The sequence below is a fragment of the Streptomyces sp. NPDC049879 genome, assembly GCF_044461265.1.
Taxonomy (GTDB): domain Bacteria; phylum Actinomycetota; class Actinomycetes; order Streptomycetales; family Streptomycetaceae; genus Streptomyces.
The window spans coordinates 392,860-408,170 of the sequence record NZ_JBITKT010000003.1; the positions used below are offsets into that span (position 1 = coordinate 392,860).

Annotated in this window: 12 protein-coding genes; 4 read left to right on the forward strand and 8 right to left on the reverse strand. The window is 73.1% G+C overall.

Going from position 1 to position 15,311, the window contains the following annotated elements; all coding sequences use genetic code 11:
• Positions 1 to 203: 203 nt before the first annotated feature.
• Complete coding sequence (locus ACIBPC_RS12715; protein WP_362968486.1) at positions 204 to 2,495, forward strand: AAA family ATPase; 2,292 nt, start codon at positions 204 to 206, stop codon at positions 2,493 to 2,495.
• On the opposite strand, the gene rpsD is transcribed toward ACIBPC_RS12715, so the two are convergent.
• Complete coding sequence (gene rpsD / locus ACIBPC_RS12720; protein WP_362968487.1) at positions 2,483 to 3,094, reverse strand: 30S ribosomal protein S4; 612 nt, start codon at positions 3,092 to 3,094, stop codon at positions 2,483 to 2,485. The two genes, ACIBPC_RS12715 and rpsD, sit on opposite strands and share 13 nt — an antisense overlap.
• 262 nt (positions 3,095 to 3,356) lie before the next feature.
• On the opposite strand from rpsD, the gene ACIBPC_RS12725 reads away from it, so the two are divergent.
• The gene (locus tag ACIBPC_RS12725; RefSeq protein WP_398843606.1) at positions 3,357 to 4,016 is read left to right on the forward strand and encodes a DUF2470 domain-containing protein; all 660 of its coding nucleotides are present in this window, start codon (positions 3,357 to 3,359) and stop codon (positions 4,014 to 4,016) included.
• Positions 4,017 to 4,086: 70 nt separating this feature from the next.
• Here ACIBPC_RS12725 and ACIBPC_RS12730 read toward each other — a convergent pair whose 3' ends face one another.
• The 4 genes from ACIBPC_RS12730 to ACIBPC_RS12745 form a co-directional block, all read right to left on the reverse strand.
• A complete protein-coding gene (locus tag ACIBPC_RS12730) occupies positions 4,087 to 5,439 on the reverse strand; it encodes a replication-associated recombination protein A (RefSeq protein WP_362968489.1) in 1,353 nt (450 codons plus the stop codon).
• 67 nt (positions 5,440 to 5,506) lie between these two features.
• Positions 5,507 to 6,148, reverse strand: coding sequence for a vitamin K epoxide reductase family protein (locus tag ACIBPC_RS12735; RefSeq protein ID WP_398843608.1), 642 nt, complete (start codon positions 6,146 to 6,148; stop codon positions 5,507 to 5,509).
• Positions 6,149 to 6,285: 137 nt separating this feature from the next.
• Positions 6,286 to 7,566, reverse strand: a complete 1,281-nt coding sequence (gene hisS, locus ACIBPC_RS12740) for a histidine--tRNA ligase (protein WP_398843610.1) — start codon at positions 7,564 to 7,566, stop codon at positions 6,286 to 6,288.
• Between the two features lie 11 nt (positions 7,567 to 7,577).
• Positions 7,578 to 8,285 (reverse strand): MBL fold metallo-hydrolase, encoded by a 708-nt coding sequence (locus tag ACIBPC_RS12745; RefSeq protein ID WP_362968492.1) that lies wholly within the window; start codon positions 8,283 to 8,285, stop codon positions 7,578 to 7,580.
• Between the two features lie 140 nt (positions 8,286 to 8,425).
• Here ACIBPC_RS12745 and ACIBPC_RS12750 point away from each other — a divergent pair, with 140 nt between their 5' ends.
• Together ACIBPC_RS12750 and ACIBPC_RS12755 are read left to right on the forward strand one after the other, a co-directional pair.
• Positions 8,426 to 9,286 (forward strand): peptidylprolyl isomerase, encoded by an 861-nt coding sequence (locus ACIBPC_RS12750; RefSeq protein ID WP_362968493.1) that lies wholly within the window; start codon positions 8,426 to 8,428, stop codon positions 9,284 to 9,286.
• Between the two features lie 207 nt (positions 9,287 to 9,493).
• The gene (locus ACIBPC_RS12755) at positions 9,494 to 10,723 is read left to right on the forward strand and encodes a DUF349 domain-containing protein (protein WP_398843614.1); all 1,230 of its coding nucleotides are present in this window, start codon (positions 9,494 to 9,496) and stop codon (positions 10,721 to 10,723) included.
• 138 nt (positions 10,724 to 10,861) lie between these two features.
• Here the strand turns inward: ACIBPC_RS12755 and ACIBPC_RS12760 are convergent, their stop codons facing one another.
• The 3 genes from ACIBPC_RS12760 to secF form a co-directional block, all read right to left on the reverse strand.
• On the reverse strand, positions 10,862 to 13,417 hold the full coding sequence (locus tag ACIBPC_RS12760) for a RelA/SpoT family protein (RefSeq protein WP_398843616.1): 2,556 nt from the start codon (positions 13,415 to 13,417) through the stop codon (positions 10,862 to 10,864).
• A gap of 104 nt (positions 13,418 to 13,521) precedes the next feature.
• Positions 13,522 to 14,109, reverse strand: coding sequence for an adenine phosphoribosyltransferase (locus ACIBPC_RS12765; RefSeq protein WP_398843619.1), 588 nt, complete (start codon positions 14,107 to 14,109; stop codon positions 13,522 to 13,524).
• Entirely contained in the window at positions 14,106 to 15,311 is a 1,206-nt protein-coding gene (secF, locus tag ACIBPC_RS12770) for a protein translocase subunit SecF (protein ID WP_362967339.1), read from the reverse strand. Before secF ends, ACIBPC_RS12765 begins: the two co-directional genes overlap by 4 nt.

Consider the following 15,311-nt stretch of genomic DNA (forward strand, 5'->3'; position numbering starts at 1 on the left):
TCGTACGGGTTTCGGACAGGCATCGGGTGATGCCGGGTTCTGTCGCCGTCCGCCGGGGCCCGGCGGGCCGCTCCGCGCGGCGGCGGCAGGCCCCGACCCTATCGCGCCCGCCGCCCGCGCTCGTACCGCATTCCACCCGCCCGGGACAAGCGGCGCGACCAGAATTGTACGTTCTGCATATCGACCAGTACGCTGCGTGTTTCATGCGAGGCTTTCACGACTCAGAGTCGTCGGCCCGGGACGCTCCGGGTATCGGGCGCAGGCCGGGCAACATCCCGGCGGAACTGACGGCCTTCATCGGCCGCCGTGCCGAAACCACCACGGTGAAGCAGCAGTTGACGCGCTCGCGGCTGGTCACCGTGACCGGCGCGGGCGGCGTGGGGAAGACCAGGGCCGCGCTGCACGCCGCCCGCCAGTCCCAGGAGCGCTTCTGCGACGGCGTCTGGCTGGTGGAGCTGGCGTCGGTCCGGGACCCCGACCTGCTGGCGCACACCGTCGTCGAGGCGCTCGGCATCATCGACCATTCGAGGCGGCCGCCGCTCACCGTGCTGACGGACCACCTGGCGGACCGGCGGCTGCTGCTCGTGCTGGACTGCGTCGAGCACCTCGTGGAGCCGTGCGCGGAGCTGGTCCACGAGCTGCTGCGCCACGCGCCCCGGCTGCGGGTGCTGGCCACCGGGCGCAGGCCGCTCGGCGTGGCGGGCGAGACGCTGTTCCCGCTCGGGCCGCTCACCGCGACGCCGCCGGGGCCGCCGCCCGCCGCGGCGGCGGTGAGCGAGCCGGACGGCGGCCGCCCGCTGGAGGAGGCCGCCGAGCTGTTCGCGGCGCGGGCCGGGGCGGTCGTGCCCGGCTTCGCCGTGACGGACGACAACCGGCGGCTGGTCGAGGAGATCTGCCACCGCCTCGACGGCATCCCCCTGGCCCTCGAACTGGCGGCGGGGCGGCTGCGCAGCCTGTCGCTCGAACAGACCCTCACGCGTCTCGACGACCGGTTCCGGCTGCTGGTGGGCGGGGTCAGGGGCGCGCCCGCGCACCACCAGACGCTGCGTACCGCCGTCGGCTGGAGCCACGAGCTGTGCACACCGCAGGAACGCCTGCTGTGGGCCCGGCTCTCGGTCTTCGCCGGCGACTTCGACCTGGACGCGGTGGAGTACGTCTGCGGCGGCCCCGAACTGCCGCCGGACGAGGCGCTCGACGTGCTGTCCGAGCTGGTCGCGCAGTCCATCGTGAGCAAGGAGGAGACGCGCGCGGGGGTCCGCTACCGGATGCTCGACACGTTGCGCGCGTACGGCGCCGACTGGCTGGAGGCCACCGGGGACGCCGCCAGGATGCGCCGCAGGCACCGCGACTGGTGCACGGGGCTCGTCACCTACTGCGAGCTGGAGTGGTTCAGTTCGCGGCAGGCGGAGGTGGCGGTCCGGCTGGACGCCGAGATGCCCAACCTGCGGGCGGCGCTGGAGTACGCGCTGGAGGACGAGGAGGACGGCCGGTACGCGCTGCACCTCGCCGCCACCCTGTGGTTCTGCTGGGTGGGCTGCGGCCGGATCGCCGAGGGGCGGCACTGGCTGGACCGCGTGCTGGAGCTGGAGACCGACCACGAGGACGCCCGGCTGAACGCGCTGTGGGTCTACGGCTACGTCGCCGTCCTCCAGGGCGACACGGTGGGCGCGCTCAGCGTGCTCCAGGAGTGCGGCGAGGGCGCCGAGCGCACGGGCAACCAGCTCGCCGCCGCGTACGCCGTGCACCTCAACGGCTGCCTGGCGCTGATCAGCGACGAGATGCCGCGCGCCGAACTGCTGCTCGCCGAGGCGCTGCGGCGGTACGAGGACATGGGCACGTTCAACAGCAACGTGCTCGTGGGCCGTTCCGAGTACGCGATGGCCATCGCCTTCCAGGGCGACCTGGAGCGGGCCGTGGAGCTGTGCGAGGAGGTCAGGCAGGCGTGCGAGGACAGCGGGGAGCAGTGGGCCAGCGTCTACGCGCTGTACGTGCTCAGCTTCGCGGCCTGGCAGCGCAAGGAAACGGCGGCGGCGCGTGAGCTGATGGAGAACTCGCTGCGCGTCAGCCACACGTTCCGCGACCTGGTCGGCACGGTGCAGTCCGTCGAGATGATGGCGCTGATCACGGCGACCGAGGGCGACGCGGCCGAGGCGGCGGTGCTCCAGGGCGCGGCGAGCAGGCTGTGGCGCTCGGTGGGCATGCCGCTGTTCGGCTCCGAGTACTTCATGTACCCGCACAACGAGTGCGAGCGCATGGTGCGGGAGGCCCTGGGCGCGGCGCGGCAGCGCGAGCTGCAGAAGGAGGGCGAGCGGCTCGGCATGGACGAGGCCGTCGCCCGCGCGCTGTACCGCAGGTCGGTGGCGGGGGCGACGCGCGGCGCCGTGGCGGGGTCGCCGGTACGCCCCTCGCAGCTGGGCGGGAACCGGCTTCCCGCGCCCGCCGCGTCCCGTGCGGACGACGGGGAGGCGGCGGGCGGGGCGGCTCAGCGGGCGTAGTACTCGACGACGAGCTGCTCGTCGCAGATGACCGGGATCTCGGACCGGTTGGGGTCGCGGTCGAGGCGGAAGGCGAGGGCCTCCAGGTTGACCTGGAGGTAGCGGGGGGTCTCGCCCTCGCCCGCGTACCCGCCCTCGCGGGCGACCAGGAACGGGTGCTTCTCGCGGCTGCGCTCGCGGACGCTGACGACGTCCTCGGGCCGGACGCGGAAGGACGGCTTGTCCACCTTGCGGCCGTTGACCGCGATGTGGCCGTGCACGACCATCTGGCGCGCCTGGTAGATGGTGCGGGCGAGCCCGCTGCGCAGCACCAGGGCGTCGAGGCGGCGCTCCAGCTCGATGATCAGGGCCTCGCCGGTCTTGCCCACCACCTTGCGGGCGCGGTCGTAGGCGCGGGCCATCTGGCGCTCGCTGATGTCGTACTGGGCACGGAGCCGCTGCTTCTCCAGCAGGCGGACCTTGTAGTCGCTGTTCTGCTTGCGGCCACGCCCGTGCTCGCCCGGCGGGTAGGGGCGCTTCTCGAAGTACTTGACGGCCTTCGGGGTGAGCGCGATACCGAGGGCGCGCGACTTCTTGACCTTGGGACGCGACTGGTTCACGTTGAACGAACCTCCGTGTAAGTTAGGTGAGGCTTACCTTAGCTGAGGAGTGCGCATGATTCGACCTGGGAGCCCCATGTCCGGCATCGGGAATCGAAGCCGGGAGGAGGGTCAGCCGCGTCCCGGTGGCGAAGCGGTCGCCCGGCAGCCTTCGGCGGCCGAGCGTGTACGCACCCTGGTCGAGTCAACCGCATCCGCGGCCCTCACCATTCCGGGCGCCGACCTCGGAGACCTCGGGCACGGGGTGCCGCAGGCCCGCGTCGTGACCCCCTCGGGAGACGTGTTTCTGCTGGTCCCGGCCGATTCGCCGGTCGCCAGGGCCGTCGCGCACGCCCTGGACGACGACGTGACGGCAGTGATGGAGATCACGGATGTCGCACCCGTCTCGGTGCCCCACCGCATCCGCGGGCGGAGCTGGGTGGCGGGCTGGCTGACGGCCGTCCGCGACCACGAGGAGCACTGCGCCGCCGCCCGGCTGCTGGCCGAGCGGCACCCGGCGGGGCCGGTGCCGGGCGAGGACTGGGCGCTGCTGCGCCTTGAGGTCGGCGAGGCCTACGCGGACGACCTGTGGGGCGAGGCGCACGTGGAGCCCGAGGAGTTCGCCGGGGCCGCGGCCGATCCGCTGGCGCGCCACGAGGCCGAGCTGCTCCAGCACCTCGCCGCGGCACACGCGGAGCAGCTGCGGACGCTGTGCACGCTGCTGGGAGACGTCGAGGGCGCGGACACGGCGGACGGCGCCGGGGGCGCGTGCCGGGCGTGGGACAGCATCGTCCCGCTGAGCCTGGACCGCTTCGGGCTGCGCGTGCGGCTGCGGGCGGCGGACTCGGTGTGGGACGCGCGCTTCGACTTCCCGGAGCCGGTGGGGGACATCACGGCGCTGCGCAGGGCGATGCACCGTCTGTTCGAGGCTGCGGCCTCCTGAAGAGCAGAGGCGGCAGCCTCCTGAGAGACAGAAGCCACGGCCTCCTGACGGCCGGGCGGTGCCCGGCCGGTCAGTCCTCGCCGGACAGGCGGCGGCGGACGCGCGCCAGGACCTCGGTGTACCGCGCCTCGGCGCCGTGCGTCGTCGGACGGTAGTAGCGCTTGTCGCGTACCGCGTCGGGCGCGTACTGCTGGGCGGCGATGCCGCCGGGGACGTCGTGCGGGTACTGGTAGCCGGCACCGTGCCCGAGCTTGGACGCGCCGCCGTAGTGGCTGTCCCGCAGGTGGGCGGGTACGGGTCCGGCGAGCCCGGCCCGTACGTCCGCCTGCGCCTCGCCGATGGCGACGACCGCCGCGTTCGACTTGGGCGCCAGCGCGAGGGCGATGGTGGCGTGGCTCAGCGTGATGGCGGCCTCGGGGAAGCCGATCATGGCCACGGCCTGGGCCGCCGCCACCGCCGTCTGGAGGGCCGTCGGGTCGGCCATGCCGATGTCCTCGCTGGCCGAGATCATCAGCCGCCTGGCGATGAAGCGCGGGTCCTCCCCCGCCTCGATCATCCGCGCCAGGTAGTGCAGGGCGGCGTCCGCATCGGAGCCCCTGATGGACTTGATGAGCGCGCTGGCGATGTCGTAGTGCTGGTCGCCGTCCCGGTCGTACGTGACGGCCGCGCGGTCCACGGCCTGCTCCATGGTGGCGAGCGTCAGCTCCCCCTCACTCTTGGCCAGCGCCGCGCCCGCCCCCGCCTCCAGCGCGGTCAGCGCGCGGCGCGCGTCGCCGCCGCCGATCCGCAGCAGGTGGGCCTCGGTGTCCTCAGGCAGCGACACGGCGCCGCCGAGGCCCCGTTCGTCGGCCACGGCGCGGCGCAGCAGGCCGCGCAGGTCGTCGTCGGTGAGCGGCTCCAGGGTGAGGAGCAGCGAGCGGGACAGGAGCGGGGAGATGACGGAGAAGTACGGGTTCTCCGTCGTGGCGGCGATCAGCGTCACCCAGCGGTTCTCGACGGCCGGGAGCAGGGAGTCCTGCTGCGCCTTGCTGAAGCGGTGGATCTCGTCCAGGAAGAGGACGGTGTCCTTCCCGTACGCCCCCGAGGAGCGCCGCGCGCCGTCGATGACGGCGCGCACCTCCTTGACGCCCGCGGTGATCGCGGACAGTTCCACGAAGCGCTTGTCGGTGGCCTGGCTGACGACGTGGGCCAGCGTCGTCTTGCCGGTGCCGGGCGGGCCCCAGAGGATCACGGACGAGGGGCCGGCCGGCCCTCCCCCGCCCTCGCCGACGAGACGGCGCAGCGGTGAACCGGGCCGCAGCAGGTGCCGCTGGCCCACGACCTCGTCGAGCGTGCGCGGGCGCATCCGTACGGCCAGGGGGCGCGCGGACGGGTCCTTCTCGGCACGTTCCTCGGCCGCGGCGGTGAACAGATCGGGCTCCACGACACCCGACCCTAAGCCACCCCGCTGACAGTCGGGCTCCCGGTGCCGTGACCTGCAGGGACGGCGCTCAGCTCGTCCAGAAGTCCCACCAGCGCGTCAGGATCAGCATGCCGATGATCCCGACGTGGAGCACGGGCAGGAGCCAGTGGAACTCGTCCAGGAACCGCCGGGCACCTGCCGGGGCGGGCAGCACGCCGTGCCGGACGTTGTGCACCGTCGTGTACCAGAACATGGTGATCGTCGCGACCCACGCGAGGCAGCACCACAGGCACAGCGCGTTGATCTCGTACAGCGACTGGTACTGGAGCCAGGTGCAGAAGGCGACGCCGAAGAACGTGCCGCCCTGGAGGCCGAGCCAGAACCAGCGCCCGTACCGCGCGCCCGCCAGGAGGCCCATGCCGATCGCGATCACCGCGCCGTAGGCGGCCAGGCCGAGCATCGGGTTCGGGAAGCCGAAGACCTCGGCCTGGTCGCTCTCCATGATCGAGCCGCAGGAGACGACCGGGTTGAGGCTGCACGCCGGGGTGAAGTCCGGGTCCTCCAGCAGGTGGAACTTGTCCAGCGTGATGACCCAGGACGCCAGCAGCCCGGCGGCGCCGGTGACCACCAGGAGCAGCGCGAGCCAGCGCGGCGCGCCCGTGCCCGGCCGCACGCCGGGCTCCGCCGCGGAACCGCTCGTCCGCACCTCGTCCACAGCCGAAGCCGCCATCCCGCCCATCCGTTCCTTCGACGTCACCGGTCGAGCCGGCCCCCGCCTGGCGGGACCGGGTACGGGGCGGCCGATCCGCCCGTACCCAGCCATTCTGCCCCAGTGACGGAGTGGTCGCGGAACGGTGGCGGCCCCCGTCAGGTGTCCGCGGCGCCGCCGGAGAGCCGGGCCGCCAGCTCGGCGGCGAGGCCGTCGAGCGCGACCGGCGCCTGCTCGCCGCTGTCGAGGTCCTTGACCTGGACGACGCCCTCGGCCAGGTCGCGCTCCCCCGCGACGACGGCGAAGCGCGCGCCGCTGCGGTTGGCGGCCTTCATGAACGCCTTGGCGCTCCGCCCGCCGTACGCGAAGTCCGCCGCGACACCGGCACGCCGCAGCTCCGTGACGACGCCGAACAGCGTCCGCCGTGCCTCCTCGCCCAGCGGCACCGCGAAGACGTCGGTACTGGCCGGCACCGGCAGCTCGACGCCCTCGGCCCGCAGCGCGAGCACGGTCCTGTCGACGCCGAGCGCCCAGCCCACCGACGGCAGGGGCGGGCCGCCGATCAGCTCGGACAGGCCGTCGTACCGCCCGCCGCCGCCGACCGCGGACTGGGAGCCGAGCCCGTCGTGGACGAACTCGAACGTGGTCCTCGTGTAGTAGTCGAGGCCGCGCACGAGCCTCGGGTCGTCGGTGAACGCGACGCCCGCCGCGGTGAGCAGTTCGCGCACCCGCTCGTGGTACTCCTTGCACGACTCGCACAGGTGATCGACGAGGAGCGGCGCGCCGTCGAGCTGACGCTGCACGTCGGGCCGCTTGTCGTCGAGGACGCGCAGCGGGTTGATCTCGATGCGGGCGCGGGTCTCCTCGTCCAGGTCGAGGCCGCGCAGGAAGTCCTGGAGCGCGGCGCGGTACGCCGGGCGGCACTCGCGGTCGCCGAGGGAGTTGAGCAGGAGGCGTACACCGGACAGGCCGAGCGCGCGGTACGCGTCGGCCGCCAGGATGACCAGCTCGGCGTCGAGCGCCGGGTCCTCAGCGCCGATCGCCTCGGCGCCGACCTGCGAGAAGTGGCGGTAGCGGCCGGCCTGCGGGCGCTCGTACCGGTAGTAGGTGCCGGAGTACCAGAGCTTGACGGGCAGGTTCCCGGCCCGGTGGAGGTTGGCCTGGAGCGCGGCGCGCAGGACGGAGGCGGTGCCCTCGGGGCGCAGCGCGAGGTCCGTGCCGCCCTTGGTGGTGAGGGTGTACATCTCCTTGGTCACGATGTCGGTGGACTGGCCGACGCCTCGGGAGAACAGCTCGACGTGCTCGAATCCCGGCGTCTCCACGTAGCCGTAGCCGGAGCGCCGCAGCGGCGCGGCGATGGCCTCGCGCACCGCGAGGAACGTCGCGGAGTCGGGCGGCAGCAGGTCGTACGTGCCCTTGGGGGCGGAGAAGGTGCTCACGGAAGGGGTCTTCACATTCCTCGTCGCGGGGGCGCGGCAGCGCCCTGGCCGGCGGCCGTGTCCCGCAGGTACGGGTTGGTGGCGCGCTCGCGGCCGATGGTGGTCTGCGGACCGTGCCCTGACAGGACCACCGTCGAGTCGTCCAGCGGGAGGCACACGCGCGCCAGGGACCGCAGGATCTCGTCGGGGTCGCCGCCGGGGAAGTCGGTGCGTCCGATGGAGCCGGCGAACAGCAGGTCGCCCGAGAACAGGACCGGCGGGATGTCGGGCCGTTCGGGCAGCCGGAAGGTCACCGACCCCTTGGTATGGCCGGGCGCGTGCGCGACGGAGAACGAGAGGCCGGCCAGGTCGAGGCGCGCGCCGTCGGCCAGTTCCCGCAGGTCGTCGGGCTCGCCGACGGTCAGCTCGCCCATCAGGGGTTGCCCGATGCGGGCGCCGAGGGCCTTCTCCGGGTCGGACAGCATGTACCGGTCCTCCGGGTGGAGCCACGCGGGGACGCCGTGCGCGCCGCAGACCGGGACCACCGAGGCGACATGATCGACGTGCCCATGGGTGAGAATGACGGCGACGGGCTTGAGCCGGTGTCTGGCGACGGCCTCCTCGACACCGGGCGCGGCCCGGTGGCCGGGATCGATGATCACGCACTCCTCGCCGGCGGCGGGCGCGACCAGGTAGCAGTTGGTCCCCCAGGCTCCGGCGGGGAAGCCAGCGATGAGCACGGTCGTCCTTCGGTCGTCGGCGGCGGTCCTGTCGTGACAGGAGCCTACCGGCGGCGGTGCAGCGCGGGCGAACCCGTATACGGTGACGCCACGACGGGTCCAGTCGCCGGTCGAGGACCGGCTGAGAGAGGGAGAGCGCGGTGTCCACCAGAGATCAACGGCGCAAGCAGCTCGCACGGGCCAAATGGGAGCGGCAGCGGCAGCGCAGGGCCGTCAGGGCGCGGCGGAGCCGCCTGTTCCGGGTGCTCCTGTCGGCCCTGCTGGTGATCGTCGTGGCCGGGGGCGTGACCGCCCTCGTGCTGGTGAACCAGGACGACGAGGACCCGGCGCAGGACGCCGCGGCCGCGGCGTCGGAGGAGCCCACCGCCGAGGCGAGCGACCCGCCCGAGGACCCGTGCGCGGCACCCGCCGAGGGCGAGCCGTCCGGGGACCAGTGGGAGGAGGAGCCCGAGATGACGGTGGACACCGACGCCACGTACACGATGGCGCTGTCCACCACCTGCGGCGACATCGAGATCACGATGGACGCGTCCGTGGCGCCCCGCACCGTCAACTCGTTCAGCTTCCTCGCCGGCGAGGGCTTCTTCGACCACACGCGCTGCCACCGTCTCGTCACCGAGGGCATCTACGTCCTCCAGTGCGGCGACCCCCAGGGCACCGGCGCGGGCGGTCCCGGCTACACCATCCCGGACGAGAACCTGGACGCCCCCGAGATCGCCGACAGCGTCTACCCGGCGGGCACCGTCGCGATGGCCAACCAGTACGACCCGACGCAGGACCAGGGCCGCGACACCGGCGGCAGCCAGTTCTTCCTGGTCTACGAGGACAGCCAGCTCCCGCCGGACTACACCCCCTTCGGCACGGTGACGGCCGGCATGGACGTGCTGCAGACCATCGCGGAGACGGGCGCGGCCCCGGCGGACCCGACGTCGGGCAACACCGCGCCGTACGCGACGGTGGTCATCGACCAGGCGACGGTGTCCAGGACCGAGGGCGACTGAGGCCCCTCACCGGGGCGTACGGCGGGTGGTCCGCCCGGAAGTTCCGCCCGGCAAGGTGCGGACAGCCGGGCGGGCTGTCGCCTATGTTGGCCTCTGCAAGGTGTCGGCACCGGCCGGGGGGACCCGGCAGCCGGTGGGACCGGGCGAGAAGTGTGGACGATGCCGGGGGCGTCACGCCCTGTCGTGCGCATCAAACGAGGAGGCGCTGTGAGCAGCGAGCCATGGGGCCGCGTCGATGAGACGGGGACCGTTTACGTACGGACGGCGGAGGGCGAGAAGACCGTCGGCTCCTGGCAGGCCGGGTCGCCCGACGAGGCCCTCGCCTATTACGAGCGCAAGTACGAGGGCCTCGTGGTGGAGATCGACCTCCTGGAGCGCAGGGTCCGGACGACCGATCTGTCCGCGAAGGACGCGACGGCCGCCATCGGGCACCTGCGCGCGCAGGTGGACGAGGGGCACGCGGTGGGGGACCTCGCGGCGCTCGCCGCGCGGCTCGACGGGCTGGTCGCGGTCGTGGACTCCCGGCGCGAGGAGCGCAGGGCCGCCAGGGCACGGCAGACCGAGGAGGCCAGGACCGCCAAGGAGGCGCTGGTCGCCGAGGCCGAGGAGCTGGCCGGGAGCGAGCAGTGGCGCAGCGCGGGCGACCGGCTGCGCGCCCTGGTGGACACGTGGAAGGGCCTGCCCCGGCTCGACCGGAAGGCCGACGACGAGCTGTGGCACCGCTTCTCCCAGGCGCGGTCGGCCTTCTCGAAGCGCCGCAAGACGCACTTCGCCGCGCTGGACTCGCAGCGCGAGGAGACGCGGCGGCGCAAGGAGAAGCTGATCGCCGAGGCCGAGTCGCTCTCGGGGTCGACGGACTGGGGACCGACGGCCGCCAGGTACCGCGAGCTGATGACGGAGTGGAAGGCGGCGGGCCGGGCGCAGCGTGACGCGGAGGAGGACCTGTGGACCCGCTTCCGCGCGGCGCAGGACGTCTTCTTCCAGGCGCGCGGCGGCGCGTTCGCCGAGCGGGACGCCGAGCAGCGGGACAACCTGGCGCGGAAGGAGGAGCTGGCGGCCGAGGCCGAGAAGCTCCTGCCGATCACAGACATGCGGGCCGCGCGTGCCGCGCTGCGGTCGATCGGTGAGCGCTGGGAGGCCGTGGGGCATGTGCCGCGGGACGCGCGGGCCGGGATCGAGGGCCGTATCCACGCCGTCGAGCGCGCCGTCGCCGAGGCGGAGGACGCCGAGTGGCGCCGGAGCAACCCGGAGGCGCGTGCGCGTGCCGCGGGGCTGACCGGTCAGCTGCAGGACGCGGTGGACCGGCTGCGGGAGCAGGCGGAGCGCGCCCGCGCGGCGGGCAACAACGCCAAGGCGGACAAGCTGGAGCAGGAACTGGCCGGGCGGCAGGCGCTGCTCGACCAGGCGCTCAAGGGTCTGCAGGAGTTCGGCGGCTGACGCGGGGGCTCCCCGCGGGGTATACGGAGAACGGCGGTGGGGGGGGGCCCGGGGGGGGGGGCGGCCCCCCCCGCCCCCCCCGCGGGGGGGGGGGGGGCGGGGCGCGGGGGGGGCCCCCCCCCACCGCCGTTCCGCCGCTCAGGGCCTGCGGGGCGAGGTGACGCGGTAGACGTCGTACACGCCCTCCACGCCGCGCACCGCCTTCAGGACGTGCCCCAGGTGCTTGGGGTCGCCCATCTCGAACGTGAACCGCGAGGTGGCCACCCGGTCCCGCGACGTCTGGACGGCGGCGGACAGGATGTTCACGTGCTGGTCCGACAGGACGCGCGTGACGTCCGACAGCAGCCGGGAGCGGTCCAGCGCCTCCACCTGGATGGCGACCAGGAAGACCGACGACTGGGTGGGCGCCCACTCGACGTCCAGGATGCGTTCGGGCTCGCGGGACAGCTCGTCCACGTTGAGGCAGTCCGCGCGGTGCACGGAGACGCCGCTGCCGCGCGTGACGAAGCCGATGATCGGGTCGCCGGGCACCGGCGTGCAGCAGCGCGCCAGCTTGACCCAGACGTCGTCCACGCCCTTGACGACCACGCCAGGGTCGGCCGTGCTGCGCCGCCTGGCACGGGTCGGCATCGGCGGCGCGGACTCGGCGACGTCCTCGTTGGCCGCCTCCTCGCCGCCGACCGCCTGGACCAGCTTCCGCACGACGTTGGGCGCCGAGACATGGCCCTCGCCGATGGCCGCGTAGAGCGACGAGATGTCGGGGTAGCGCATCTCGTGGGCCAGGGTGACGAGCGCGTCGCCGCTGAGGACGTGCTGGATCGGCAGGTTCTGCTTGCGCACGGCGCGGGCGATGGAGTCCTTGCCCTGCTCGATCGCCTCGTCGCGCCGCTCCTTGGAGAACCAGCCGCGGATCTTGTTCCTGGCGCGGGGCGACTTGACGAAGCCGAGCCAGTCGCGGGAGGGCCCGGCGCCGTCCGCCTTCGAGGTGAAGATCTCGACGGTGTCGCCGTTGTCCAGCGTGGACTCCAGCGGGACCAGGCGCCCGTTGACCTTGGCCCCTATGGTCCGGTGCCCGACCTCCGTGTGGACGGCGTACGCGTAGTCCACCGGGGTCGCGCCCGCGGGCAGCGCGATGACGTCGCCCTTCGGCGTGAAGACGAACACCTCGTTGCGCGACAGGTCGAAGCGCAGCGACTCCAGGAACTCGCCCGGGTCCTCCGTCTCCTTCTGCCAGTCCAGGAGCTGCCGCAGCCACGTCATGTCGTCGACCGCGTTGCCGTTGCGCTTCTCGCCCTTGCGCGGCGTGTCCGAGCGGACCTTGGAGGAGCCGGCGACGGCCTGCTGCTTGTACTTCCAGTGCGCGGCGATGCCGAACTCCGCGCGCCGGTGCATGTCGAACGTGCGGATCTGCAGCTCCACGGGCTTGCCGCCGGGCCCTATGACCGTCGTGTGCAGCGACTGGTACATGTTGAACTTGGGCATCGCGATGTAGTCCTTGAAGCGGCCCGGCACCGGGTTCCACCGCGCGTGGACCGTGCCGAGCGCCGCGTAGCAGTCGCGGACGGTGTCCACCAGGACGCGGATGCCCACCAGGTCGTAGATCTCCGCGAAGTCGCGGCCGCGGACGATCATCTTCTGGTACACGCTGTAGTAGTGCTTCGGACGGCCGGTGACCGTGGCCTTGATCCGGGCGCCCCGCAGGTCGGCCTGCACCTCGTCGATGACCGTCGCCAGGTACTCGTCGCGCTTCGGGGCGCGCTCGGCGACGAGGCGGACGATCTCGTCGTACATCTTCGGGTAGAGGATGGCGAAGGCCAGGTCCTCCAGCTCCCACTTGATGGTGTTCATGCCCAGCCGGTGGGCCAGCGGGGCGTAGATCTCCAGCGTCTCGCGCGCCTTCTGCTCCTGCTTCTCCCGCTTGAGGAAGCGCATGGTGCGCATGTTGTGGAGCCGGTCCGCGAGCTTGATCACCAGGACGCGCGGGTCCTTGGCCATGGCGACGACCATCTTGCGGACGGTCTCCGCCTGCGCCGCCTCGCCGAACTTGACCTTGTCCAGCTTCGTGACGCCGTCCACCAGCAGCGCCACCTGGTCGCCGAAGTCGCGGCGCAGCGTGTCGAGGCCGTACTCGGTGTCCTCGACCGTGTCGTGGAGCAGGCCCGCCATCAGGGTGGCCGGGTCCATGCCCAGCTCGGCCAGGATGGTCGTGACGGCGAGCGGGTGCGTGATGTACGGGTCGCCGCTCTTGCGCTTCTGCCCCCGGTGCCACCGCTCCGCGACCTGGTAGGCGCGCTCGATCTGCCGCAGGACGGCGGTGTCGGCCTTGGGGTCGCCCGCGCGCACGACCCGCAGCAGCGGTTCGAGGACGGGGTTGTACGGGCTGGAGCGCTGGACGCCGAGCCGGGCGAGGCGGGCCCGTACGCGGTTGGACGAGCCGGAGCGGCCGGAGACGCCGGAGACGGTCGGGCTGGACGGCGGGGCGGGCGGCTGCGGGCGGCCGTCACCGCCGTCCCTGCGCAGGGACACCGGCGGCTTGGCGGTCTTCCGCTGCGTCGAGGTCTGCGGCTTGGCGTCGTCAGGCAAGGGCACTCCTTTGCGAGGCCCCTCCCCGCCATGGGCGGCCGGGGAGGGAGCGGTCCTCCGGGGCCGCGGCGGCCGTGGGAGAGTCCGGCCGGAAAACGATCGGACTGCCATGGTAACGAGCCCGCGGCGAACCCTCCCGCTCACGTACGCGATCGGCCCGGACCGCCCGCGGGGAGCGGGGGTCCGGGCCGGTGTCCGCGGGTGGCGGCGCGCTGTCAGACGGTGAGCAGCGCCTGGTAGGGCGCCCCGTCGAGGGCCGGCTCGATCCGGGCGCGGCCCGGGAGGAAGCTCAGCTCCATGAGCACGGCCAGTCCGGCGATCCCGGCGCCGGTGCGCCGGATCAGCTGGATGGCCGCCTCGGCCGTGCCGCCGGTGGCCAGGACGTCGTCCACGATGAGGACGCGGTCCTGCGGCGTGAGGTCCTCGGCGTGGATCTCCACCTCGGCGGTGCCGTACTCCAGCTCGTACGACTGGGACAGCGTGGCGCCCGGCAGCTTCCCCGCCTTGCGGACGGGGACGAAGCCGAGGCCGGCGCGGACCGCCACCGGCGCGCCGAGGATGAAGCCGCGTGCCTCCAGGCCGACGACCTTGGTGGCGCCGTGGGCGGTGCCGAACGCGGCGAGCGCGTCGGTGAGCGCCGTGAGCGCGACGGGGTCGGCGAGCAGCGGGGTGATGTCCTTGAAGACGATGCCGGGCTTCGGGTGGTCCCGCACGTCCCGGATGCGGCTGCCGAGCAGGTCCGCCAGCCCGTCCCCGGCGACCGGGGACGGGGACTGGGCGGACTGTGGTTCCGTGCCGGTCATCGGCGCTTCCCCGAGGGGCGGCCGCGTCCGCGGTTGCGGGCGGGCGGCTGCCTGCGGGGGGCGCGCGGCGCGCGCGGGGCTCCCGCGCCCGCTCCGGCGTGCTCCGGCTCGTCGTACTCCTCGGCGTCGGCCGGGGCGGGCACCGCGGAGGTCCCGGAGTCGGCATCCTCCGCGTCGGCGTCGGCCGGCTCGTCCGCGAGGTCGTCGGCGAAGCCGTCGTCGGGGGCGTCGCCGCGCTTGGCACGGCGGCTCAGGACACGGCGGTCCTGCGCCCGGATCAGGGGCTCGCGCGACTTCAGGTCGGAGACCAGCGGCGTCGCGATGACGATGGACGAGTACGCGCCGGCCGTGAGGCCGACGAACAGCGACAGCGCGATGTCGTTCAGCATGCCGCCGCCGAGGAGGCCGCCGCCGATGAACAGCAGCGCGCCGACCGGCAGGAGGGCGACCACCGAGGTATTGATGGAGCGCACCAGCGTGCCGTTGAGGCTCCGGTTGGCCAGCTCGGCGTAGGTGAAGCGCGTCTGCCGCGTGAAGTTCTTCGTCGTCTCCTTGAGGCCGTCGAAGACGACGACGGTGTCGTAGAGCGAGTAACCGAGGATCGTCAGCAGGCCGATGACCGTACCGGGGGTGACCTCGAAGCCGACGAGCGCGTAGACGCCGACGGTGATCGTGATGTCGTGGATCAGCGCGATCAGGGCGGCGACGGCCATGCGCCACTCGAAGGCGATGGCGAGGTAGATCACCACCAGCACCATGAAGATGCCGAGGCCCTGCCACGCCTTGTCGGCGATCTGGTCGCCCCAGCTGGGGCCGATCACCTCGGCGTTGAGGTCGTCCACCGGGATGTCGAGCCGCTCGGCGAGGGCTTCGCGGGTCTCGTTCGACTGGTCGGTGTCCAGGCCGCTGACCTGGATGCGCATCGACCCGTCGTTCCCGAGCGTCTGCACGAGCGCCTCGTGGCCCGCGGTCTCCTCGGCGACGGTCCGCGCCTCCTCCTCGGAGACGGAGGTCGGCGGGGTGGTGAAGACCGCGCCGCCCTCGAACTCGACGCCCATGGTGAGGCCACGCAGCAGCAGGGCCGCGAAGGCGAGGACGGTGATGGCGACCGAGACGAGGTACCAGATCTTCCGGTGGCCGACGAAGTCGAGGCCGACCTCGCCTCGGTAGAGCCTGGCACCGAACGCTCCGAGTCGTGACAT